This is a genomic window from Arthrobacter sp. SDTb3-6, assembly GCF_013376095.1.
Classification (GTDB): Bacteria; Actinomycetota; Actinomycetes; order Actinomycetales; family Micrococcaceae; genus Specibacter.
This window is the reverse complement of record NZ_JAAMFN010000052.1, coordinates 1-21,250: the sequence shown is the minus strand read 5'-3', so window position 1 is coordinate 21,250 and position 21,250 is coordinate 1. Positions and strand designations below refer to the sequence as shown.

Below are 21,250 nucleotides of genomic sequence, written 5' to 3'. Positions count from 1 at the left end.
AATCGCACTTGTTGCAGCCGGGCACCTGCGTAAAGCGCTTGCCGCTGCAACAACTGCGACCTGGTTGTGCCCGGCTCAGCCGCCCAGTGCCTTGTACATGATGTGCAGGCCCACGGGCCCGAGCGACGGGTGGTCAAAGGCGGCGGGAATGGTCGCCATGATGTCAAAGCCCAACGACTCCCACAGGTGGACCGCCCCGGTATTGGCCTCGACCACGGCGTTGAACACCATGCCGCGGTAGCCGTCGGCGAAGGCGGCATTGAGCACGTGGTGGGCCAGCAGCCGCCCGTATCCCTTGCCTTCGTGGTCCGGGTGGACCATGAACGAGGCATTGGCGATGCGGCTGCCGGCGCCGGGAAGGTTGGGGTGCAGCTGGGCGGTGGCCACGATCATCGGGGGTGCTTGCCCGCCCGTTTCCTCCGTGACCACATAGGTGCGCGGCACGCGCCCGGGGGAAACGGCGTCATGCGGGGCAGCGTCGGGAGCAGCGGGGAGCCATGCGTTGCGCAGGGCGCCTTCGGTGGAATCGGTGGCGAAGGTGTACGTTTTGCCGGCGCGGACAATGGGTTCCATGACGGCCCAGATCCCCGGCCAGTCGGCGGCGGCCGCCTCGCGTATCAACATGCCCGCCAGTCTACGCACCCGCGCCGCCGCGGCTCCAACCGCTGTTACGCGGGATGTTGGCGGGATAGGGCGTCCTGTACGCCGGGTTTTGTTATCCGCCGCAGTTGCCCGCGGCGGGTAGGCAACCATCCATCTACGAACGCCGTTGCCGACGCCCTCTAGCGGCCTACCCAGGCACTCGGGCGAACAGCCCTCAAGCATGCCCTGTCTGGCCTTGCTCCGGGTGGGGTTTACCTAGCTTCCCCAGTCACCTGCGGAACTGGTGGTCTCTTACACCACCGTTTCACCCTTACCTGCGCCGGCCGGGGCCGTGCAGGCGGTCTGTTTTCTGTGGCACTTTCCTGCGGGTCACCCCGAGTGGGCGTTACCCACCACCCTGTTCTGTGGAGCCCGGACGTTCCTCGAGCCGCTTGCGCGGCGCGCGGTTGCCCAGACGCCCTATCCGCGTCCCAGTCTACAGGGCGAGGGGCCCCGGGCGCCGCACCCTGCCGTTGCCGGCCGGGTACGACGCCGGGACCTGTCCCGGGTCCCTGGCCTTAGGCCAGCGCCGGGGCCGCTAGGGCGACGGCCTGCGCGGTTCCCTGGAGTCCGGTCCCGGAGCCTGTTGCCGCAACGTCCGGCGCGGCTGCGTCGTCCAGCGCGGGGAACTGGCGCGGGTGGACGCCGGCCATTTCCTCCATGACGCGCACCACCTGGCAGCTGTAGCCGAACTCGTTGTCGTACCAGACGTACAGCACCAGGTTCTTGTCGGTGCTGATGGTGGCCAGCCCGTCCACGATGCCGGCGCGGCGCGATCCGACGAAGTCGGTGGAGACCACTTCCGGGGAGTCGATGTAGTCGATCTGCTTGCGCAGCTCCGAGTTCAGCGACACGTCACGCAGGTAGGTGTTGACCTCGTCCTTCGTGGTGCCGTTTTCCAGGGTCAGGTTCAGGATCGCCATGGACACGTCGGGGGTGGGGACGCGGATGGAATTTCCGGTCAGCCTGCCTTCGAGCTCGGGGAGCGCCTTCGCAACGGCCTTGGCGGCGCCCGTCTCGGTAAGCACCATGTTCAGTGCGGCGGAACGGCCCCGGCGGTCGCCCTTGTGGAAGTTGTCCGTCAGGTTCTGGTCATTCGTGAAGGAGTGGACGGTTTCCACGTGGCCGTGCACGATGCCGAACTTGTCATTGAGGACCTTCAGCACGGGCGTGATGGCGTTGGTGGTACAGGAGGCGGCGGTGACAATCTTGTCCCCGGGCTGGATGGTGCCGTGGTTGATGCCGTGCACAATGTTCTTCAGCCCGCCCTTGCCGGGCGCGGTCAGCAGGACGCGCGACACACCCGTGCTCTGCAGGTGCTGGGACAGTCCTTCCTCGTCGCGCCAGCGGCCGGTGTTGTCCACCACCAGGGCGTCGTGGATGCCGTAGCTGGTGTAGTCGATGGTGGCGGGGCTGTCCGAGTAGATGACCTGGATGGCGGTGCCGTTCGCCTGGATGATGTTGCGTTCCCGGTCGACGGTGATGGTGCCGTTAAACGGTCCGTGGACGGAGTCGCGGCGCAGCAGGCTGGCGCGCTTGGTCAGGTCGGCGTCGCCGCCGTTGCGCACCACGATGGCGCGCAGGCGCAGGCCGTGGCCGCCGCCGGAGTGCTCAATGAGAATGCGGGCCAGCAGGCGGCCAATGCGGCCAAAGCCGTAGAGGACCACGTCCGTGCTGGTGCGCCCGTCCGAGCCGTGCCCGTCGACGACGTCGGCCAGCTCCGTGCGCAGGAAGGCTTCCAGGTCCGTCTGGCCCGAGGCCTTGAACCCGGCGTTGAGGCGGGCGAGGTCCAAGGAGGCGGCCCCCAATTGCAAGGTGACGAGTGTTTCCAGGAGGGGCAGCGTCTCGGCCAGCGGGAGTTCGACGTCGTCGATCTGGCGGGCGAAGCGGTGCGCCTTGAGCAGGTCGATCACCGACTGGTTGATCAGTGACCGTCCATGGATGCTGGTGATGACGTTGTTTTCGCGGTAGAGGCGGCCGATCAGCGGAATCATGGTTTCCGCCAGGGTCTCGCGCTGGATCCAGGAGTCCAAGGCGGAATCGCTGTCCGTTGAAGCGTGGTTGAGCGTCACGAAAAATTACCTTCCTGGCCTAAAACACCCTTGGTCCAAGCCAATCAACATTCTAGGCGGGCGCCGGGTGGTATCTGCGAGTTCCGTGCCGCACCTCACTAGACCGGTCTACACATTCCGAGCCAACTCCCGCGAAGCGGCAGGCGGCGGGGGGGCCGCAGCGCTGCAGCGACGGCGTCTGCCCGTCCGTGCGTCCCGGAGCCGGGATTGGACGGGGATGGGAGGACGGGCGGGAACCGGTAGGCTCTCAGGGTGTTGATTTTGCTGCCCCCGTCCGAAGGTAAGACTCCCGCCGATGCCGGAGCGCCCGTGGATTTGGGGCAGCTGCACTTTCCCGGGCTGACCGGGGCCCGGCGGGAAGTTGCCGCGGCACTGGCCGACGTGTCCGCCCGGGAGGATGCGCTGGCGCATCTGGGGGTCGGCGCATCGCTGGCCCACGATGTCCTGCGCAACACCCGTCTGGCAGCCGAGCCGGCGGCGCCGGCCCACAGCATTTACTCAGGCGTCCTGTACGACGCCCTGGGCTACCACCGGATGACGCCGGCCCAGAAGCGCAAGGCCGATGCCGGCGTCGTGGTTGTCTCGGGGCTTTGGGGCGCTGTCGCCTTTGCCGACCGCATTCCGGCGTACCGGCTGTCCATGTCCGTGGGGCTGCCCGGAGTGGGGAAGCTGGCCGGCTTCTGGAAGCCGAAGCTGGGCGCCGCACTGGAGGCGCACGCGAAGGGGCACTTGCTGGTCGACTGCCGCTCAAGCACCTATGCGGCGGCGTGGACGCCTGCGCCGGAACGGACCGTTGCCGTGAACGTCTTCACAGAGCGCGACGGCACCCGCAAGGTGGTCTCGCACTTTGCCAAGCACACGCGCGGCGAACTGGCCCGGCACCTGCTCACCCGCCGCGGCAAGTCCCCGGAGACGCCGGAGCAGCTGGCCCGTGCCGCCGGTGAAAAATGGGCCGTGGAGCTGGTCCCGGGCACGGCACGCAAGCACCACACGCTGAACATCATCCTGGCCGACTGACAGGCGTCCCGCGGCCCGTCCGGACGCTGCCGGACCGGGGTACGACTACGTCCATTCGGGCGAACGGACCAGGATGGCGCCGGAGTCCGGGCAGAACACGACGTCGTCCGGGGCGGCACCCTTGATTTCGGCCAGGTCGCCCGGGCTCAGCTGCATGCCGGACCCTTCCGAGGTGCCGTGGAACAGGCGCGCCGCGCCCACGCCGTACTTGGCCAGGGTCCGGTCGTAGATCGCCAGCAGGGCCGGGTCAAAGCTGGCGGCCAGTTCGGCACGCTCGGCAGCCGTGGCGTCGCGCTCCATGCGCAGGGCGCCGAGCTTGCCGCGGATCTCCCCCACGACGCCGTCCAGGACCGACTGCATCTGGCCCACCAGCGCCTGCTGGGCGCCCTGGCGGCCCCTGGCGTCCTCCAGCGCCTCCATCACTTCCAGTTCGGCGTCTTCGAGCGCGCTGCGGCGCCGACTCAATGTTTCTATGTCGTTCTGCAGCGCCACGAGGTCCTTGGACAGGCCGGTGCCGCTGTTGAGCTTGGCGTCGTCCTTGGCAATGCGGGAGGTGACCTGGGCGACGTCGTCCTCGGCCTTGGTGAGCTTGCGGGAAAGGTCCCCCACCTCAGTGTCCAGGACCACCAGGTCGCTCTTGGCCACCGTCACCCCGCCGTGAAGGTCCGGCAGCCGCGGGTCCTCCTTCAGCGCCTTTGCCTGGGCGTCCAGGGCCCGCAGCTTGGCGTCCAAAACCTGAATGTCCAGCAAACGCATTTGTTCCGCCGGTGCTGCCTTCGCCATGTGCTTCCTCCTGTAAAAGGGACAATACGGTAATACCCTGCTGCCCAGCCTAGCGGCCGAGGGGCCCCGTGCGAGCTTGCGAGTATGGGGAGGCCGCTAGGCGCTAGCGGGTGGGTGCGTACGGCCGGAGTCAGTGGCCGGGAGTCAAAATGAAGTCCCACGGATCCGTATTGGTCTGGCTGACGGCGAGTTCCGCCTCGAACCCCTGGTCCGCCAGCACATTTGCCAGGGCATGGGCGGCCACGGGCAGCCACAGCCATTCGCTGGCGAAGTGGGAGAGGTCGATGAGGTACGGGCGGCCGTCGCTGCTGGACTCCCGGGCCTCCGACGCCGGATGGTGGCGCAGGTCCGCGGTGACGTACACGTCAGCATCCGAGGCCCGGACGGCGTCGAACAGGCTGTCCCCGGCGCCGCCGCAGACGGCGACCTTGCGCACCAGCGCGTCCCGGTCACCGGCCACGCGCACCCCCCCGGCCACCGCTGGCAGCGTCAGGAAGATCCGCGATGCCAGCTCGCCCAGCTTCTCCACCCCGGGCAGCATGCCCACCCGGCCGATGCCCTCCTCCACCAGCCCGTGCGCGGCAGGCATCAGCGGGGCAACGTCTTCCAGGCCCAGGACGTCGGCCAGCACGTCGGAGACCCCGCCCACCGCGCTGTCGCCGTTGGTATGGATGGTCAGCAGCGCGCAGCCGCCCTCGATCAGCCGGTGCACGGCGCGGCCCTTGCCGGTGGTCGCCGCCACGGAGTTCACGCCCTTGAGCAGCAGCGGGTGGTGCGTGACCAGCAGCTTGGCGCCCCATTCCAGGGCTTCGTCAATGACCTCCAGGGTGGGGTCCACGGCAAACATGATCCTGTCCACGTCCGCCTCCGGCCGCCCGGCAACAAGGCCCACGCGGTCCCAGTCCTCGGCGAGCGATTCGGGCCACAATTCCTCCACGGCCAGCAACACCTCGGACAGCACGGGCGTGACCAGCCCTTCCCCGCCTTCCGCCGGCACGTCCACGTCCGACGCCGGCACCCCCGCCGCCTGTTCCGGCGGCAGGGCGCCGTCCGCGCCGGGCGACGCGGGGGCCGGCGACGCGGAGGCCGGCGACGCGGAGACGGGGGCCCCGGCGGGAAGGGACGCCGCGGCCGGCACGGTCCCGAAGGTCACGGCCGGAAACTGTTCGACATGTCCGCCCGGTTCACCGGCCCCGGCGGGCCAGGAAGGAACGACCGGCCCGCCCGGTGCCGCACCCGCGGGCTCCCCGGAAGGTGCGGGTTCAGCCGCCGGTTCCTGCTCCCCGGCCGCACCCGCGGGCTCCCCGGAAGGCGCGGGTTCAGCCGCAGGTTGCTGCTCCCCGGCCACACCCGGCCCTGCCGGGGCGTCGTTCTCGCCCGGCACCACTGCGCCCGGCCCAACACCGTGGGCGGCAACCCCACCGGCCCCTTTCCCCACCGCGTCGGCGGGGTGCACGCCCGGACGGGTGCCGGCGTCGTGCCCGGAATCATGTGTCGGATCACTTGCATCCTTGCTCATCCTTCCACCTTAGCCGGGGCGGGGCCGGCCGGCGGCCCGGGAATCAAATGCGCCTGCGTCGTCTTGTAGATAAATGTGAAGACCTTTGTATTGGGCGGTGGCTGCTTTTGGTGCCTCGACGCCGTGTATCAGATGACCAAGGGAGTGGAGTCGGTGGTGTCCGGGTACACCGGCGGCGCCGTCCCCCACCCGAGCTATGAACAGATCTGCTCCGGCATGACAGGGCACGCCGAGGTGGTTTCGGTGACCTTTGACGAGACGGTGATCCCTGAGGACACCATCCTGGACATGTTCTTTACCCAGCACGACCCCACCACGCTCAACCGCCAGGGCTATGACACGGGCACGCAGTACAGGTCTTCGATGTTCTACAAGAGCCCCGGGGAGGAGGCCGCGTTCCGGGCCGCGATCGAGCGCAACCAACAGCACTGGCCGAACCCGATCGTCACCGAAGTGGTGCCGCTGGGCCACCTGTATCCGGCCGAGCACTATCACCAGGACTTTTATGCGCAGCGTCCCGAGGTGGGGTATTGCCAGGTCATTATCAACCCGAAGATCGCCAAAGTCAGAAAACATTACGCCGAGTGGCTGACCGCGTAGAATCCGCGGCAGGCACCTCGTTACGCTGGCGTTTAACATAACTGTGCCGCGCCAAGCGGCATCCACACTCTTAAGAACAGGACCATCCATGGGACGCATTTATGACAATGTTACGCAGCTGGTCGGCGGCACCCCGCTGGTGCGGCTGAACCGCCTGTCCGAGGGCCTCAATGCCACCATCGCCGTCAAGCTGGAGTTCTACAACCCGGCCAACAGCGTCAAGGACCGCATTGGCGTGGCCATTGTCGATGCCGCCGAGGCCTCCGGCGAGCTCCGCCCGGGCGGCACCATTGTTGAAGGCACCTCGGGCAACACCGGCATCGCGCTGGCCATGGTGGGTGCGGCCCGCGGCTACAAGGTGATCCTGACCATGCCGGAAACCATGTCCACCGAGCGCCGTGTCATGCTGCGCGCCTTCGGTGCTGAAATTGTCCTCACCCCCGGTTCCGAAGGCATGCGCGGCGCCGTCGAAAAGGCCAAGGAAATTGTGGCCAACACGGACAACTCCATCTGGGCACAGCAGTTCGCCAACAAGGCCAACCCGGAAATCCACCGCACCACCACGGGCGAGGAAATCTGGGAAGACACCAATGGCGCCGTGGACATCCTCGTCGCCGGCATCGGCACCGGCGGCACCATCACCGGCGCCGGCCGGCTGCTCAAGTCCCGCAAGCCGGGCGTGCAGGTGGTTGCCGTGGAGCCGTCCGACTCCGCCATCCTCAACGGCGGCGCCCCGGGCCCGCACAAGATCCAGGGCCTCGGCGCGAACTTCATCCCCGAGGTGCTGGACCAGGCGGTCTACGACGAAGTCCTGGACGCGACGCTGGAGGATTCCGTGTCCGTGGCGCGTGCCCTGGGCACCCAGGAGGGCATCCTTGGCGGCATTTCCGCCGGCGCCGCCGTATGGGGCGCCCTGGAACTGGCCAAGCGTGCCGAGAACGCCGGTAAGCTGATTGTGGCCGTGGTCCCCGACTTCGGCGAACGCTACATTTCAACCGTTCTGTACGACGACATCCGCGGCTAAAACCGCACTGAAGGAAGTCCGTGGGATTTTTCACCAGGTTAAGCGAGGACCTCGAGTCCGCCCGGTCTCATGACCCGGCGGCCCGGGGTTCGGCGGAAAACTTTTTTGTCTATTCGGGGCTGCACGCCATCTGGGTGCACCGCCTGACCCACCGCATGTGGGCCAACCCGTCCCTGCGCTTCCCCGCCCGCGCGCTCTCGCAGCTGGCCCGCTTTGCCACGGGCATTGAAATCCACCCCGGCGCCACGATCGGCCGGCGCTTCTTCATCGACCACGGCATGGGCGTGGTCATCGGGGAGACCGCGGAAATAGGCGAAGACGTGATGATCTACCACGGCGTCACCCTCGGTGGCCGCTCGCTGGCCAAGGTCAAGCGCCACCCGACCATCGGCAGCCGCGTCACCATCGGCGCGGGCGCCAAGGTCCTGGGCCCCATTACCATCGGTGACGATTCCGCGGTGGGCGCGAACGCCGTGGTGGTCAAGGACGCCCCGGCCAACTCCATCATCACCGGCATCCCTGCCACGTGGCGCCACCGCGACTCCAAGAAGGAAATGGCGCCCGCCGTGGACCCGGCGGAGTACATCGACCCCGCCATGTGGATCTAAGCCGACACTGCTGCCAACGCGCCCGACGGCGTCCAACCCGCCATGCGCCCCGCCCGGGGGTAATCCGCCAGGGGTAATCCGCCCCGGCACGGGCGGATTACCTGCGGTTGCCGGTGGGGTTCACGACGCCCGGCGCTTCACCGGCACGGCGTCGCCCGGCACATCGGCCCCCACCCCTTCCTGGACGGTCCGCCACACCGTGTCCAGCGACAGCCCCAGGGCCATGGCGAGCATCGCAACTGTCGAAAAAGACGGCGTCGGCACCCTGCCGCTCTCGATTTTGCGCAACGTCTCAGGGGAAATTCCAGCCGCCAGCGCAACGTCAAGCATCGACTGCCCGCCGCGCGCACGCCGCAGCATCTCCCCCAAAAGCTTCCCGCGCATGACTTCTTCCGGGGACAAGGGTAAACGGACCATGCCTCCATCATAGCGGTATAGTATTACCGGTATAACTATTGGAAACCTGGAAGGTGCCGCCTTGATCGAAATCCTCACCCCCGCGGAAATTGTCCGCGCCAGGACCAGCGGGAAGTTTGTTGCCCGCGTGCTCAAGACGCTTCAGGGGCGCGTGAGAGTCGGCACCAACCTCCTGCAGATCAATGACTGGACCGCGGAGATGATTGCCGAAGCCGGAGCCGTCTCGTGCTATATGGACTACTCGCCCGCGTTTGGCCGGGGCGCATTCGGCCATGTCATCTGCACCTCGGTCAACGACGCCGTGCTGCACGGGCTCCCGCGCGACTACTCCCTGCGTGACGGGGACCTGCTGACCCTGGACCTTGCCGTCTCGCTGAACGGGCTGGTTGCGGACGCCGCGGTGAGCTTCATCGTGGGCACGCCCCGCAGCCCGGAGGACCAACGCCTCATCGATTCCACGCGCGCCGCCCTGTCTGCCGGCATTGCCGCCGCACAGCCCGGTGCCCGGATCGGCGACATTTCCCATGCCATCGGGGACGTCCTGGCCTCCGCCGGGTACAGTGTCAACACCGAATTCGGCGGGCACGGGGTCGGCTCCACCATGCACCAGGCACCGCACATCCCCAACGACGGCCGGGCCGGCCGGGGCTACATCCTGCAGCCGGGCCTGCTGATCGCCATCGAGCCGTGGGTCATGGCAGACACGGCGAAGCTGGTCATGGACGCCGACGGCTGGACATTGCGCAGCGCAACGGGCGCACGGACCGCCCACACCGAACACACCGTGGCCATCACGGAAAACGGGCCCGAAGTCCTCACCTCCTGCCCTGACTGACGCGGCCCCGTCCGGCGTGGCACGGCGCGCTGGAACGCAGCCCATCCGCCGTCGTCCGCCCCTTAAAAGACTGTGTTGCAGCAGTTGGACGAAAATCGGCGAAAATCGCCCACATCGGTCCAACTGCTGCAACACAGCTTGCGGAGGGGTCAGTGCGTGTCGACCGCGCTGACCTCGCTCTTGTCGCCGCTCCACTGCGTGTGGAAGGTGCCTTCCTCGTCGACGCGGTTGTACGTGTGGGCGCCGAAGAGGTCGCGCAGGCCCTGGGTCAGGGCGGCGGGCAGGCGCTTGCGGCGCAGGCCGTCGTAGTACGCCAGCGAGGAGGAGAACACCGGCACCGGGATGCCCAGCTGCACGGCCGTGGCGACCACGCGGCGCCAGGCCGGCAGGACCGCGGCAATTTCGGCGGTGAAGGCCGGGGCGAACAGCAGGTTCGCGGGCTTGTCCTTGGCGGCGTAGGCCTTGGTGATGTCCTTGAGCAGCTCTGCGCGGATGATGCAGCCGCCGCGCCACAGCGAGGCGATCTCGTCCAGCTTCAGGTCCCAGTTGTACTCCACAGCGGCTGAGGTGAGCATGTCCAGTCCCTGGGCGTAGCTGATGAGCTTGGAGGCGTACAGCGCCTGGCGGACGTCCTCGACGAAGTCGGCACCCAGTTCCACCGTGCCTTCGTGGCCGGCCAGGACATCCTGGGCGATGGCGCGCTGGCCGCGCTGGCTGGAGAGCCCGCGGGCAAAGACGGATTCGGCGATCGCGGAGGTGGGCGAGCCAAGGTCCAGGGCGGACTGGACCGTCCAGCGGCCCGTGCCCTTCTGGCCGGCGGAGTCCACGATCACGTCGACGAGCGGCTTGCCCGTCTTGGCGTCCACGTGGCCCAGCACCTCGGCGGTGATCTCGATCAGGAAGGAGGCCAGCTGGCCCTCGTTCCACTTGGCGAAGATCTCCGACTGCGCGGCCGGCTCAATGCCCGCGGCGCTGCGCAGCAGGTCGTAGGCCTCGCCGATGACCTGCATGTCCGCGTATTCGATCCCGTTGTGGACCATCTTCACAAAGTGGCCGGCGCCGTCGGTGCCGATCCAGGCGCAGCAGGGCTGGCCGTCGACCTTGGCGGAAATCTTCTCCAGCAGCGGGCCCAGGGCCTTGTAGGATTCCTTGGAGCCGCCGGGCATGATGGACGGGCCAAGCAGCGCGCCCTCCTCACCGCCGGAGACGCCGACGCCCACAAAGTGCAGGTCCTTCTTGGCCAGGGCGGCCTCACGGCGGCGGGTGTCCTGGAAGTTGGAGTTCCCGCCGTCAATGATGATGTCGCCCGGCTCCATGAGCGGCACCAGCTGGTCGATCACGGAGTCCACGGGGGCGCCGGCCTTGACCATGATGAGCACGCGCCGCGGCTTTTCGAGGGCGTCGACCAGCTCGGCCATCGTCTCGGTGCGGACAAAGTCGCCTTCGTCGCCGTGCGCTTCAAGCAACGCGTCCGTCTTGGCCACGGAGCGGTTGTGCAGGGCCACGGTGTATCCGTTGCGGGCAAGGTTGCGGGCCAGGTTTGCGCCCATGACGGCAAGGCCGGTTACGCCAATTTGTGCGGACATACTTTCCTCCATTGGTGGGAACACAGGGTTTCCCCCAGCTTATCGGCCCCCGTGGCGCTTCCCCAGCCGGGGCCGTGATTTCCCCGGCAATGTTGCACGGTTGGAACATCTGTGCAGATTCAGGCCAACTTGGCCGGACGACGGCGTAACGCCCCTCAGGCGCCGAAGTCCAGCAGGACCTTGCCGGAGCGGGCCGGGTCGCGGGCCATGTCAAACGCCTCCAGGCCGCGGGACAGCGGGTATTCGTGCGTGACCACCGGGTCCGTAAACAGCGAGCCGTCGGCCAGGGCGGCAATGACCTGGTCGATTTCATCGTTGAAACGGAACGAACCCACCAGTTCCAGTTCCCGGGTGATGGCCAGCGAGACCGCGACCGGCTGCGGGCCGGAGGGCAGCAGCCCCACCATGACCACGCGGCCGCCGCGCACGGCACCGTTGATGGCCGAGGCCAGGCCAAAGCGGTTGCCGGTGGACTCGATGACAACATCCGCCTCCACGGCCGCGATCGCATCGGCGTCATCCCCCTTGACCACGGCATCCGCACCGACGGCGGCGGCAATCTCCAGGGGCTTGTCAAACATGTCGACGGCGGTAATGTGCGCGGCGCCGGCCCGCTTGAGGACGGCGACGGCCAGGGCGCCGATGGGTCCGGCCCCGACCACGAGCGCCCGCCTGCCCATGACGTCCCCGGCGCGGGACACGGCGTGCCACGCGACGCTGGCCGGCTCGACGACGGCGGCCCGGCGCAGGGGCAGCCCCGGAGGAAGTGCGCGCAGCATCCTGGCGGGCAGGTTGGCAAAGCGCAGGAACGCCCCGTCGGTGTGGGGGCGGCGGGCGGCGCTGCCCAGGTACGTGCAGCCCGGGGACAGGTTGGGCCGGTCCGCCGGGTAGCGGGCGGCCCCGGGTCCTGGCGTGGCCGGGTGGACGGCGACCGGCGTGCCCGCGGCGGGCCCCGAACCGTCGGCCGCGGCGCGGGCCACTGTGCCGACCACCTCGTGGCCGAGCACCATGGGGTCCTTGAGGATGGATTCCCCCGCGGCGCCGTGCAGCCAGTAGTGGAGGTCGGAACCGCAGATGCCGCCGTAGGCGATTTCGACCACGGCCTCGTCGGCGGCCGGCTGCTTGAGGCGGACGTCCTCAATGCGCAGGTCGTCCTTGCCGTGGGCCACCACGGCGGGCGCGCTGGCGGGAAGTTCAAAGGTGTCCATCATTTACACCACCACCGTCATGCCGCCATCGATGAAGATGGTCTGGCCATTGACAAAATTGGACCCGTCCGAGGCCAGCCAGACGGCCGGCCCCACCAAATCCTGCACGGTCCCCCACCGCTTTGCCGGCGTGCGGCCCAGGATCCAGGAGTTGAATGCGTCGTCGTCCACGAGGTTCTGGGTCATCCCGGTGTGGATGTAGCCGGGGGCGATGCCGTTGATCTGCAGCCCGCCGGACGCCCATTCGGCCGTCATTGCCCGGGTCAGGTTGCGCAGCCCGCCCTTGGCCGCCGTGTACGCGGCGATGGTGGGCCGGGCCAGGTCCGTCTGGACGGAGCAGACGTTGATGATCTTGCCCCGGCCGCGGGCCAGCATGCCGCGGGCTGCCTCGCGGCCGACGAGGAAGGCGCCGGTCAGGTCGGTGGCCAGGACCCGGTCCCAGTCCCTGACGTCCAGGTCCAGCAGCGGGACGCGGTGCTGGATCCCGGCGTTGTTGACCAGGATGTCCAGCGGCCCCACGTTGGCCTCGATCCAGGCAATGCCGTCCGCCGCGGCGGCGTCGGACGTGACGTCAAAGGCGAGGGAGCGGATCCGCCCGGGCGCAAAGTCGGCGGCCATGGCGGCCTGCGCCGCGGCCAGCCGCCCGGCGTCGAGCCCGTTCAGCACCACCGTGGCCCCGGCCCCGGCGAGGCCGCGGGCCAGCGAGTTGCCGATCCCGCGGCTGGAGCCGGTCACCAGGGCCACCTTGCCGGCGAGGTCAAACATTCCACTCATGCAACAATCCTTTTCCCGGTTCACGGCTGCCCGATGGGACGGCCCTGGTGTTTGCTACAGGCGCGGCTGGAGCCGGGCGATGCTCTCGCGGACCACCGCCAGGTCCAGTTCGCCGAGGCCCTGCGCCGTCAGCGTGCCGTACAGCCGGTGCCCGGCTGTTGCCATCGGCACGGCAGATCCGGCCGCAACGGCACTGTCGATGACAAAGCCGAGGTCCTTGTGCATGAACTTCGCCGGACCTGTCGGCGCGTAATCCTTCGCGGCGATCCGCGGCCCCACAATGTCCAACACCCGGCTCCCGGCCAGGCCGCCGGCGAGCACCTCAAACAGGGCGGCGACGTCCAGGCCCGAGCGTTCGGCGAGTTCGGCCGCCTCGGCGAGGGCCGCCGCCGTCGTTCCCACGAGCAGCTGGTTGCAGGCCTTGGCGAGCGAGCCGGCACCCAGGTCCCCGAGCCGGCGGACCGTGGTTCCCATGGACTTCAGCACTGGCAGGATGTCGTGGAAGGCTTGCGCGCTGCCGCCGGCCATGATGGCCAGCGTGCCGTTTTCGGCGCCGACGGTCCCGCCGCTGACGGGGGCGTCCACCACCGAGGCGTGGCCGGCGCTTGCTTCGCCGACCACGGCGCCAAAGGTCCGGACCCGCGCCGGTGACACGCTGCTCATGACGACGACGGCGGTCCCCGGCCGGGGTGGGGCGGCCCGCCACGAGCTGAGCAGCGGTTGGGCGGCGGCGTCGATGAAGGACAGGTCCGGAAGCATGAAGATGATGACGTCCCGGTCGCGGAGGGCTGCAACGGAGTCCGCGGCCGAGGCTCCCCGGGCCACCAGCCGGTCCACGGCCCGCGGTGAGCGGTTCCACACCGCCAGGGGCCAGCCGGCGGCCAGGACATTCGCTGCCATGGGGGCGCCCATGTGGCCCAGGCCCACGAATCCCACGGCCGGGGCGTCCCGGGAGGGCGCCGAACCCTGCGTCACCGAACCCTGCGTCACCGAACCCCGTGTCTCCGAACCCTGCGTCATGTGATGGCCGGTCCTCACTGCCTGGTGGCGTGTTCGTCGTTGCTTCGTATTTGTTCAGTATCCTATCCACAATTCAGTATGATGAACACCATGACCCCTGAGAATCTCACCGTTGCGATTGCCGTCCCCCTCGAGGCCGAACACGTGGAGGCCATCAAGGCCGCCCACCCCGCAGTGTGCGTGCTCTACGATCCGGAACTGCTGCCGCCGGAGCGCTTTCCCGCAGACCACGCCGGGGACCCCGCCTTCGCACGGACGCCGGAGCAGGAGGCACGCTACTGGGACATGCTGCGCAGCGCGGATGTGCTGTACGGCTTCCCCAACGAGAACGCGGCCGGCCTGGCCAAAATCGCCGCCAGCGGGAAGGTCCGGTGGATCCAGGCCATGGCCGCGGGTGCGGGCGGGGCCGTCAAGGCCGCCAATCTGTCGGAGGCCGGGCTGCAGCGCATTGCCGTGACCAGCTCCGCCGGGGTCCACGGCCTGCCCCTGGCGGAGTTCGCGATGATGGGCGTGCTCAACGGCTTCAAGCGCACCGCCGAGATGGCCGCGGACCAGGCTGCACGGCATTGGCCCGAACTGCGCACCCCCACCCGCCTTGTCAGCGGCTCCAACCTGGTCATCACGGGGCTGGGTGAGATTGGGGTGGCGACCGCCCGGCTGGCCCGCGCCATGGGCATGAACGTCAGCGGCACCAAGCGCACCGTCAAACCGGTCAGCGGGGTTGGCACCGTCACCGACGCTGACGGCCTGCCCGCACTGCTGGCCAACGCCGACGCCCTGGTCAACACCCTGCCCGGCACGCCCTATACCGAGAAGATGATCAATGCCGGGATTTTCGCGGCCATGAAGCCCGGCACCGTGGTGGTCAATGTGGGCCGCGGGACCGTCATCGACGAGGATGCCCTGCTGGACGCACTGGACAACGGCCAGGTTTCCTACGCCTGCCTGGACGTTTTCGCCGTGGAGCCCCTGCCCCGGAACAGCCGCCTGTGGGGCCATCCCCGGGTCATGGTCTCCCCGCACACCTCGGCCCTGAGCGGGGCCGAGAACCGCCTGATTGCCGGGCGGTTCATCGAGAACCTCTCCCGCTTCCAGGCCGGAGAACCGCTGCTGCACGTGGTGGACCCGGTCCACTTCTACTAAGCGCGACCCGCCGCAGCGCGCAGGAGAGGGAGCCTCCACACGGAGGCTCCCCTTCCTGCCTGCCGCCCACCAGCGCCGGCGCGCCCGCCATGGCAGGCGAGCCGGCGCGAAGGCTAGGCGTCCCCTGTCAGGAGCAGGTCGCGCCCCACCGTTTCCGGCGTGGCAAAGGTGGCGGCAAAGGAAATGCCGGCCAGCACCAGCGAATATCCCGCCAGCACCGTCCAGGACTGGTGGGTCACGCCCAGCAGCACGGCGCCGACAAACGGGGCGATGCCGCCGGCAAACACGGCAGAGATCTCGCGGCTCATGGCGACGCCGGTAAAGCGGTGCGTGGAGCCGAACAGTTCGGGCAGCAATGCGCACTGCGGGCCAAGCATGGACTGCACCCCCAGGGCGATCCCCGCGCTCATGACAATCCAGACCAGCGTGACGTTGCCCAGGGAGATCAGGTAGAACGCAGGGAAGGCAAACAGCAGCTGGAACAGCGCCCCGTAGCGGTACACCTTGACACGGCCGACCCGGTCGGACAGGGCGCCGAAGGCAACCACCATGATGGCGGAGAACCCGGCGGCGATGAGGAGGCCGACGGGGCCGATGAACTTGTCGCCCTCGAAGATGCCGCCCTTGGCACCCATGAAACCGACCAGGAGTGTGGAGTAGATGGTGGAGTTGCCGTTTTCACCCATGCGCAGGCCCATGCCGATGAGCACGTTCTTCTTCGAAGTCCGCCACAGCACGCCCAGCGGGTTCCGGGTGACGTTCTTGTGCTTTTCCAGCTCCTGGAATACGGGCGTTTCCTTCAACTTCAGGCGGATGTAGATGGCGATCGCGATGAGGATGGAACTGGCCAGGAACGGCACCCGCCACAGCCAGCCGGTCAGCACTTCCGGGTGGGCCAGGCCCATAAGGGCAAAGGTGCCGGCGCCCAGCAACGTGCCGACCTGGATGCCGACGAATGGCAGCGCGGCAAAGAAGCCGCGGCGTCTGCGCGGGGCCACCTCGGAGATGAGGGTCGTGGCTCCCGCCTGCTCGGCACCGGCGCCCAGGCCCTGGATGATGCGCAGGAGCACCAGCAGCACCGCACCGAGCATGCCCGCCTGCGCATGGGTGGGCAGCAGGCCGATGCAGAACGACGCCGTTCCCATCAGCCCGATGGTCAACAGCAGGACCTGCTTGCGCCCAAAGCGGTCGCCCACGTAGCCGAAGATCAGTCCGCCGAAGGGCCGGGCGGCGAAGCCGACGCCGTAGGTGGCGAAGGAGGCGATCAGCGCACCGGCGTCGCCCAGCGGGGAGAAGAACAGGGGACCAAAGATCAGGGCCGTGGCCAGGCCGTAAATGTAGAAGTCGTAGTACTCAAGTGCCGAGCCGACGGAGCTGGCGAGCGTGGCCCGGCGCAGCTGCTGCGGGTCCACCGGCACGGTGTCCGGGGCCGCCGCAACGGCCGGGTTCGGCGGATGTATTGGGTGTGTGGTCACTGGTTCTCCCTTGAATCTTCGCGGACCGCCGTTGGTCCGAAAAACGCGACGCCGACCGTGAAGCCGATCACTATGTTGAACAGCGTACATCATAGTGAACAAGTCGCCAAGGAAAACCTGCTTGTCGCGCCCCTACCCCATGGGATTGCCGAGGGCGCGGACCAGTTCACGCAGTTCGCCGACCATGGCGTCGCGCTGCGCATCCGAGAACGTCGCCTTCAACGCCGTCACGGACACCCCCAGGCTTGGCCCGTGCGCCCCGTGCGTGGGCACTGCCACACCGAGGCACACCACCCCCGGCGTGGATTCCTCGTCTTCAAAGGCGTACCCCTGCGCACGGATCCGTACGATCTCGTCCTTCAATTCCCGCCCGGTCTTCAGGGACTTCGGCGTCATGACCGGCAGCTTCATTTCATCCGGGTACAACTGCTGCAGGTCATGGTCATGCAGCCGGGAAATGAGTGCCTTGCCCACGGCACATACCGACACAGGCATCTTGTCCCCGATGTTGGAGGTGAGCCGCACGGCCGGATGCCCTTCATAACGGGCCAGATAGATGACGTTCCCACCGTCGAGCATGGCGATGCGGACCGTCTCACCCTTGAGCGTCGGCGCCTGTTCGCAAAAACGGTAGAACTCCCGGACCTCGTCGCGGCGGCTCAGGTAGGCGGCGCCGAGTTCAACGAGCTTCACGCCGAGTGCGTAGTCGGCACCGAGCCGCGTAATGAGCTCTGCATCCTCCAGCGCCTGCAAAAGGTTGGAGGTGGAGGACTTGGGGATCCCCAGCTCCCGTGCCAGGTCGCTGAGCGTCAGCCGGCCGGAATGGGACTCCGCCAGGGCATCAAGGACGGCGGCCGCCCGCGTGACTGCCGGGGCGGGCGAGGAGTGGCCGCGGCCGTCACCGCCGCGCTTTGAAGCCTGGGATTCCGTCATGCGATTCCTAAACAGTGGAAGGACGGGACCCCGGATTTTCCCGCGGCCCCGGTGCCTGCAGCAAAACCATCCGTTCACTGCAATGAACGCTTCCCATCATACTGACCAAGGCTGGAGGTAGAACGTCCGCTGTTGTGTCGGGGCCCCGTTGCCTGTATATTAAGGGGCAGGCCTTCCACTGTGGCGTCCCCCAATAGCCACAGTGGAAGGCCCCTCCATTTAACGTGCCGCTCCAGCCCCTTTGGTGAAATTGCGGCCCCGGCGCGCGGATTTGCTTCGGCCGCCGGCAACCGTTATATTTTTATCACTGGCTCCTCTCCACAGCGTCCCCCAATAGCTGTGGCGAGGAGCCTTTCACTTTAAGCCCACGGACGTTGATTCCCCGCCAGGATCCTCCCTGTGCATCGGACAGGGCGTATAAGCGGCAGGCCTGAGCCGCCACCCCCCTCCCGCGAGGTCGCGTTCCAGTTCCATCGTGGCCAGGTCGCTGCGCGGGTTGCGCCCCAGCCGGGCCTGGACGCGCCACACTTCCACGTCGATGCGTCCCTGCCCCCTCGGCATCCGCCGCTCCCGCTCCCACCAGTTGGTGCGCTCGAACCAACGCAGCGGCTCCTCGGCCACCAGCCATTGGTGCCCGCCCCGCTCCACCACCAGCGGCTCGCCGGACGGTGCGGTGCGGACCAGGACATGTTCAACCTTTGACGTCATGCCCGGTACGTTACGGACAGGCTCTGACATCCGGTGCAGCATGATTCGCGGGCCGGGGCTGCGGGCACGGACAGGTCATTGCCAGCCCGATGTGGAGACGGTAGGGTCGAAGCTGTTGGTTTCTTGGGCTGGGGCAAGACCAGAGCGAATCCCGTGCGGGACGTCTCGGAGAATAAGGGCCAACAGCTTTAGGGTCCCGGCAGGGCGGCAACGCCTTGCCGGGACCTTTCTGGTTCCCCCGGGGCCCCTGCCGCCACACGCCGGGCCCCAGGATTGAAACACAAAACCCCGCCACATCCGCCCCTTGCGGGGCCGGGTGGCGGGGTTTTGCCGTGGTGGGTCCTACCGGGATCGAACCGATGACATCCACGGTGTAAACGTGGCGCTCTACCAGCTGAGCTAAAGACCCATTTCAACGTCCGGCCGCCAACGGGAATTGCTTCCGTCCGCCTGACCAACGAGAGATTACTGTACCCGATGGGCCGCCCCCGGCGCCAATCAGGAAACCAGCCTGGACAGCAGGTATCCCAGGGACTCGCTGACACCTGCCTCCACCTTGACATCCGCCAGCGCATCACCGCGCGTGGTTCCCCGGTTGATGATCATCACGGGCTTGCCGTCCTTGGCGGCCTTGCGCACAAACCGCAGCCCGCTCATGACGGCCAGCGAGGACCCTGCCACCAGGAGGGACGCAGCGGAATCAACCATGGCAAAGGCCCGCACCACCCGGTCCCGGGGCACGTTCTCGCCAAAAAACACAAAGTCCGGCTTCAGCATCCCACCGCACAGTGGGCAGCGGGCCACCCGGAAGCCGTCGATCAACTGTTCCTGGTCCAGGTCGGCGTCGGCGTCGGGCCCGGCCGCTGCCCCGCCGGCGGCCGCAACGGCCTCCAGGAACCCCGGATTCAGTTCTGCCAGCACGACGGCGATGAACTCCCGCGAGTACACCTCCCCGCACTGCTGGCAGGCCACCTTGTCGAAACGGCCGTGCAGGTCCACCACGTTGCGGGCGCCGGCGTCCTCGTGCAGCCGGTCGACGTTTTGCGTCACGACGCCGGTCAGGCAGCCGCCGGATTCCAGCGCAGCCACGGCGCGGTGGCCGGCATTCGGGGAAGCATGGCGCATGGTGGCCCAGCCAATGTGGTTGCGCGCCCAATAGCGGCGGCGCAGCGCTTCGGAGCCCACAAATTCCTGGTACGTCAGCGGCTGGCGTGGCGCAGCATTCGGCCCGCGGTAGTCGGGGATGCCTGAATCCGTGCTCAGGCCGGCTCCGGTCAACAATGCAAAGCTGCCGGCAGCCAGCAGTGGCACCATGCGCTCCAGCCCGGCGGGCACGCCGCCGGTCCCGGGGCCGGCTGGCACGGAAGCTCCCCGCGGGTTTTGCACCAGGCCTGTCAACCCGATGCCGGGCCGCACGGGATCTTCGCGTCCGGCAGCACTGGCCAGGGCCCGGTTCAAGACTGCCCAGCCAACTACAACGCCGCCAACGCCCGGCGGTACCGCTCCAACGGGCGGGCCGTGCCCGGGGGTGTGTTGAAGGCGTCACGCACCACGCCGGAAGGGTCGATCACGAAGGTGCTGCGACCGGCAGTGCCCCGCACAGCGTCAAAGGCACCGTAGGAACGGGCCACCTGGCCGTGCGGCCAAAAGTCCGCCAACAGGTCAAAGCTGTAGCCCTCGGCGGCAGCGTAGGCGCGAAGCGTGTACTTGCTGTCCACAGAGACGGCCAGCAGCCGCACCCCGGCGGAGGCAAACCCGGCCAGGTTGTCGCGCAGCTCGCACAGCTCCCCGGTGCAGATGCCGGAGAACGCAAAGGGGTAAAAGACCACTGCCACCGGCGTGCCGCGCAAGCCGGAAAGCGACACCGGCTCACCGAACTGGTTGGGCAGCGAAAAGTCCGGCGCCGTGTCCCCGACGCCAATGCCCGGATGCGTGCCGGCGTCGTCCACTACTGGCGCTTGCGCGAAACCAGGCGGGTGGCGGCCCAGTCCTTGGACACGCCGGCGGTGGTGGTAACGTGCAGGCCGGCCGTGGGCGCGGCCTCCTGGATTTCCGCCGGCGGCACGTAGCCGTCACGGCCGGACTTGGGCGTGAGGATCCAGACGACGCCGCCTTCATCCAGGGTGGTCAGGGAATCGACCAGGGCGTCGACGAGGTCCCCGTCCTCCTGCCGCCACCACATGATGACGGCATCGGCAACTTCGTGGTCGTCCTCATCGAGCATTTCCGAACCGGTAAGTTCCTCAATGCTGTCCCGAAGGTCAAAATCGACGTCCTCGTCATATCCGAGTTCCTGGATGAGATCGCCATCCTTGAACCCCAATTTGCCTGCCACCATGGCCACAGTGCCGGCGTCGGCCTCGCTCAATTGAATCCTCCTGCGTTCAACGCTTCCGCGTTGGGTTAAAAGTTGTACAGCTTCCAGTCTAGGGGTTGCGGCCATTTTGCCTCTACTCCCGGACAGGGAACCTGGCGAATACGCCATTTCCGCCGCCAGCAGCCGCCGCCCGGGCTGTGATTTAGCTTACCCCGGCGTGCCGCGCGGTGTGCGTGGCCCGCACCGTTGGCGGCACGCCGCCGAGGCAGTGCCCGACGGCGGCCCCCTCCCCGCCCCCTTCATCAAGCCTTCCCAGCTACGCACAAGCGCGGGCGGCGGTCTAGAGTGTTTGTAAACGCCCAATGCCACCGCAATGGGCATCCCCACACTGCTTTTAAGAGAGGTTGGACGTGGCTGCAGGAGACAATAACTCCCATATTTTGAGCGGGTTGACTGGTGCGTTGCCTGATCGTGATCCGGAGGAGACGGCTGAGTGGTTGGAGTCGTTGGATGCGTTGATTGGTGAGCGTGGCACGGAGCGGGCGCAGTTCATTATGCGTAGTTTGCTC

Annotated in this window: 21 protein-coding genes, 1 tRNA gene and 1 other RNA gene; 6 read left to right on the top strand and 17 right to left on the bottom strand. The window is 67.8% G+C overall.

Features of this window, described 5'->3' with window-relative positions; genetic code table 11:
• Positions 1 to 75 precede the first annotated feature (75 nt).
• The 3 genes from G6035_RS17775 to G6035_RS17765 form a co-directional block, all read right to left on the bottom strand.
• Complete coding sequence (locus G6035_RS17775) at positions 76 to 624, bottom strand: GNAT family N-acetyltransferase (RefSeq protein ID WP_176618437.1); 549 nt, start codon at positions 622 to 624, stop codon at positions 76 to 78.
• A 61-nt stretch (positions 625 to 685) separates the two neighbouring features.
• Positions 686 to 1,065, bottom strand: an RNA gene (gene rnpB / locus G6035_RS17770) — RNase P RNA component class A.
• 95 nt (positions 1,066 to 1,160) lie between these two features.
• On the bottom strand, positions 1,161 to 2,714 hold the full coding sequence (locus G6035_RS17765; protein WP_371131062.1) for a glyceraldehyde-3-phosphate dehydrogenase: 1,554 nt from the start codon (positions 2,712 to 2,714) through the stop codon (positions 1,161 to 1,163).
• 252 nt (positions 2,715 to 2,966) lie between these two features.
• On the opposite strand from G6035_RS17765, the gene G6035_RS17760 reads away from it, so the two are divergent.
• Positions 2,967 to 3,731 carry a peroxide stress protein YaaA gene (locus tag G6035_RS17760; RefSeq protein WP_176618436.1) on the top strand — a complete coding sequence of 255 codons (765 nt, stop codon included), beginning with the start codon at positions 2,967 to 2,969 and terminating at the stop codon, positions 3,729 to 3,731.
• A gap of 45 nt (positions 3,732 to 3,776) precedes the next feature.
• On the opposite strand, the gene G6035_RS17755 is transcribed toward G6035_RS17760, so the two are convergent.
• Both G6035_RS17755 and G6035_RS20290 read right to left on the bottom strand, forming a co-directional pair.
• The gene (locus G6035_RS17755) at positions 3,777 to 4,514 is read right to left on the bottom strand and encodes a zinc ribbon domain-containing protein (protein WP_176618435.1); all 738 of its coding nucleotides are present in this window, start codon (positions 4,512 to 4,514) and stop codon (positions 3,777 to 3,779) included.
• A 130-nt stretch (positions 4,515 to 4,644) separates the two neighbouring features.
• A complete protein-coding gene (locus G6035_RS20290) occupies positions 4,645 to 5,517 on the bottom strand; it encodes a Nif3-like dinuclear metal center hexameric protein (RefSeq protein WP_371131064.1) in 873 nt (290 codons plus the stop codon).
• Positions 5,518 to 6,108: 591 nt separating this feature from the next.
• On the opposite strand from G6035_RS20290, the gene msrA reads away from it, so the two are divergent.
• The 3 genes from msrA (at position 6,109) to epsC (ending at position 8,265) form a co-directional block, all read left to right on the top strand.
• Positions 6,109 to 6,633: a peptide-methionine (S)-S-oxide reductase MsrA gene (gene msrA / locus G6035_RS17745; protein WP_176618433.1), complete on the top strand. Its 525-nt coding sequence runs from the start codon at positions 6,109 to 6,111 to the stop codon at positions 6,631 to 6,633.
• Positions 6,634 to 6,721: 88 nt separating this feature from the next.
• Positions 6,722 to 7,657, top strand: coding sequence for a cysteine synthase A (gene cysK, locus G6035_RS17740; RefSeq protein ID WP_176618432.1), 936 nt, complete (start codon positions 6,722 to 6,724; stop codon positions 7,655 to 7,657).
• 20 nt (positions 7,658 to 7,677) lie between these two features.
• Positions 7,678 to 8,265, top strand: coding sequence for a serine O-acetyltransferase EpsC (epsC, locus tag G6035_RS17735; RefSeq protein ID WP_176618431.1), 588 nt, complete (start codon positions 7,678 to 7,680; stop codon positions 8,263 to 8,265).
• A 120-nt stretch (positions 8,266 to 8,385) separates the two neighbouring features.
• On the opposite strand, the gene G6035_RS17730 is transcribed toward epsC, so the two are convergent.
• Positions 8,386 to 8,682, bottom strand: coding sequence for a helix-turn-helix domain-containing protein (locus G6035_RS17730; protein ID WP_176618430.1), 297 nt, complete (start codon positions 8,680 to 8,682; stop codon positions 8,386 to 8,388).
• Between the two features lie 61 nt (positions 8,683 to 8,743).
• Here G6035_RS17730 and map point away from each other — a divergent pair, with 61 nt between their 5' ends.
• A complete protein-coding gene (gene map / locus G6035_RS17725) occupies positions 8,744 to 9,517 on the top strand; it encodes a type I methionyl aminopeptidase (protein ID WP_176618429.1) in 774 nt (257 codons plus the stop codon).
• Between the two features lie 149 nt (positions 9,518 to 9,666).
• Here map and gndA read toward each other — a convergent pair whose 3' ends face one another.
• The 4 genes from gndA to G6035_RS17705 all read right to left on the bottom strand — a co-directional run bounded on the left by gndA (position 9,667) and on the right by G6035_RS17705 (position 14,105).
• Entirely contained in the window at positions 9,667 to 11,103 is a 1,437-nt protein-coding gene (gene gndA, locus G6035_RS17720) for an NADP-dependent phosphogluconate dehydrogenase (protein ID WP_176618428.1), read from the bottom strand.
• Between the two features lie 155 nt (positions 11,104 to 11,258).
• Entirely contained in the window at positions 11,259 to 12,314 is a 1,056-nt protein-coding gene (locus tag G6035_RS17715) for an L-idonate 5-dehydrogenase (protein WP_176618427.1), read from the bottom strand.
• Complete coding sequence (locus G6035_RS17710; RefSeq protein ID WP_176618426.1) at positions 12,315 to 13,085, bottom strand: SDR family oxidoreductase; 771 nt, start codon at positions 13,083 to 13,085, stop codon at positions 12,315 to 12,317.
• A 54-nt stretch (positions 13,086 to 13,139) separates the two neighbouring features.
• The gene (locus G6035_RS17705; RefSeq protein WP_176618425.1) at positions 13,140 to 14,105 is read right to left on the bottom strand and encodes an NAD(P)-dependent oxidoreductase; all 966 of its coding nucleotides are present in this window, start codon (positions 14,103 to 14,105) and stop codon (positions 13,140 to 13,142) included.
• A gap of 78 nt (positions 14,106 to 14,183) precedes the next feature.
• Here G6035_RS17705 and G6035_RS17700 point away from each other — a divergent pair, with 78 nt between their 5' ends.
• Positions 14,184 to 15,248 carry a D-2-hydroxyacid dehydrogenase gene (locus G6035_RS17700; RefSeq protein WP_176618424.1) on the top strand — a complete coding sequence of 355 codons (1,065 nt, stop codon included), beginning with the start codon at positions 14,184 to 14,186 and terminating at the stop codon, positions 15,246 to 15,248.
• 113 nt (positions 15,249 to 15,361) lie between these two features.
• Here G6035_RS17700 and G6035_RS17695 read toward each other — a convergent pair whose 3' ends face one another.
• The 7 genes from G6035_RS17695 to G6035_RS17665 form a co-directional block, all read right to left on the bottom strand.
• Complete coding sequence (locus tag G6035_RS17695) at positions 15,362 to 16,666, bottom strand: MFS transporter (RefSeq protein WP_371131063.1); 1,305 nt, start codon at positions 16,664 to 16,666, stop codon at positions 15,362 to 15,364.
• Between the two features lie 189 nt (positions 16,667 to 16,855).
• The gene (locus G6035_RS17690; RefSeq protein ID WP_176618423.1) at positions 16,856 to 17,656 is read right to left on the bottom strand and encodes an IclR family transcriptional regulator; all 801 of its coding nucleotides are present in this window, start codon (positions 17,654 to 17,656) and stop codon (positions 16,856 to 16,858) included.
• Between the two features lie 354 nt (positions 17,657 to 18,010).
• Entirely contained in the window at positions 18,011 to 18,364 is a 354-nt protein-coding gene (locus G6035_RS17685) for a hypothetical protein (protein ID WP_371131061.1), read from the bottom strand.
• Positions 18,365 to 18,697: 333 nt separating this feature from the next.
• Positions 18,698 to 18,773 (bottom strand) — tRNA-Val (locus G6035_RS17680).
• A gap of 89 nt (positions 18,774 to 18,862) precedes the next feature.
• Positions 18,863 to 19,726 (bottom strand): NAD-dependent protein deacetylase, encoded by an 864-nt coding sequence (locus G6035_RS17675; protein ID WP_371131060.1) that lies wholly within the window; start codon positions 19,724 to 19,726, stop codon positions 18,863 to 18,865.
• A 110-nt stretch (positions 19,727 to 19,836) separates the two neighbouring features.
• Entirely contained in the window at positions 19,837 to 20,313 is a 477-nt protein-coding gene (locus G6035_RS17670) for a peroxiredoxin (protein ID WP_176618422.1), read from the bottom strand.
• A complete protein-coding gene (locus tag G6035_RS17665; RefSeq protein ID WP_176618421.1) occupies positions 20,313 to 20,732 on the bottom strand; it encodes a DUF3052 domain-containing protein in 420 nt (139 codons plus the stop codon). The genes G6035_RS17670 and G6035_RS17665 overlap by 1 nt, the downstream gene beginning before the upstream one ends.
• Between the last annotated feature and the right edge of the window lie 518 nt (positions 20,733 to 21,250).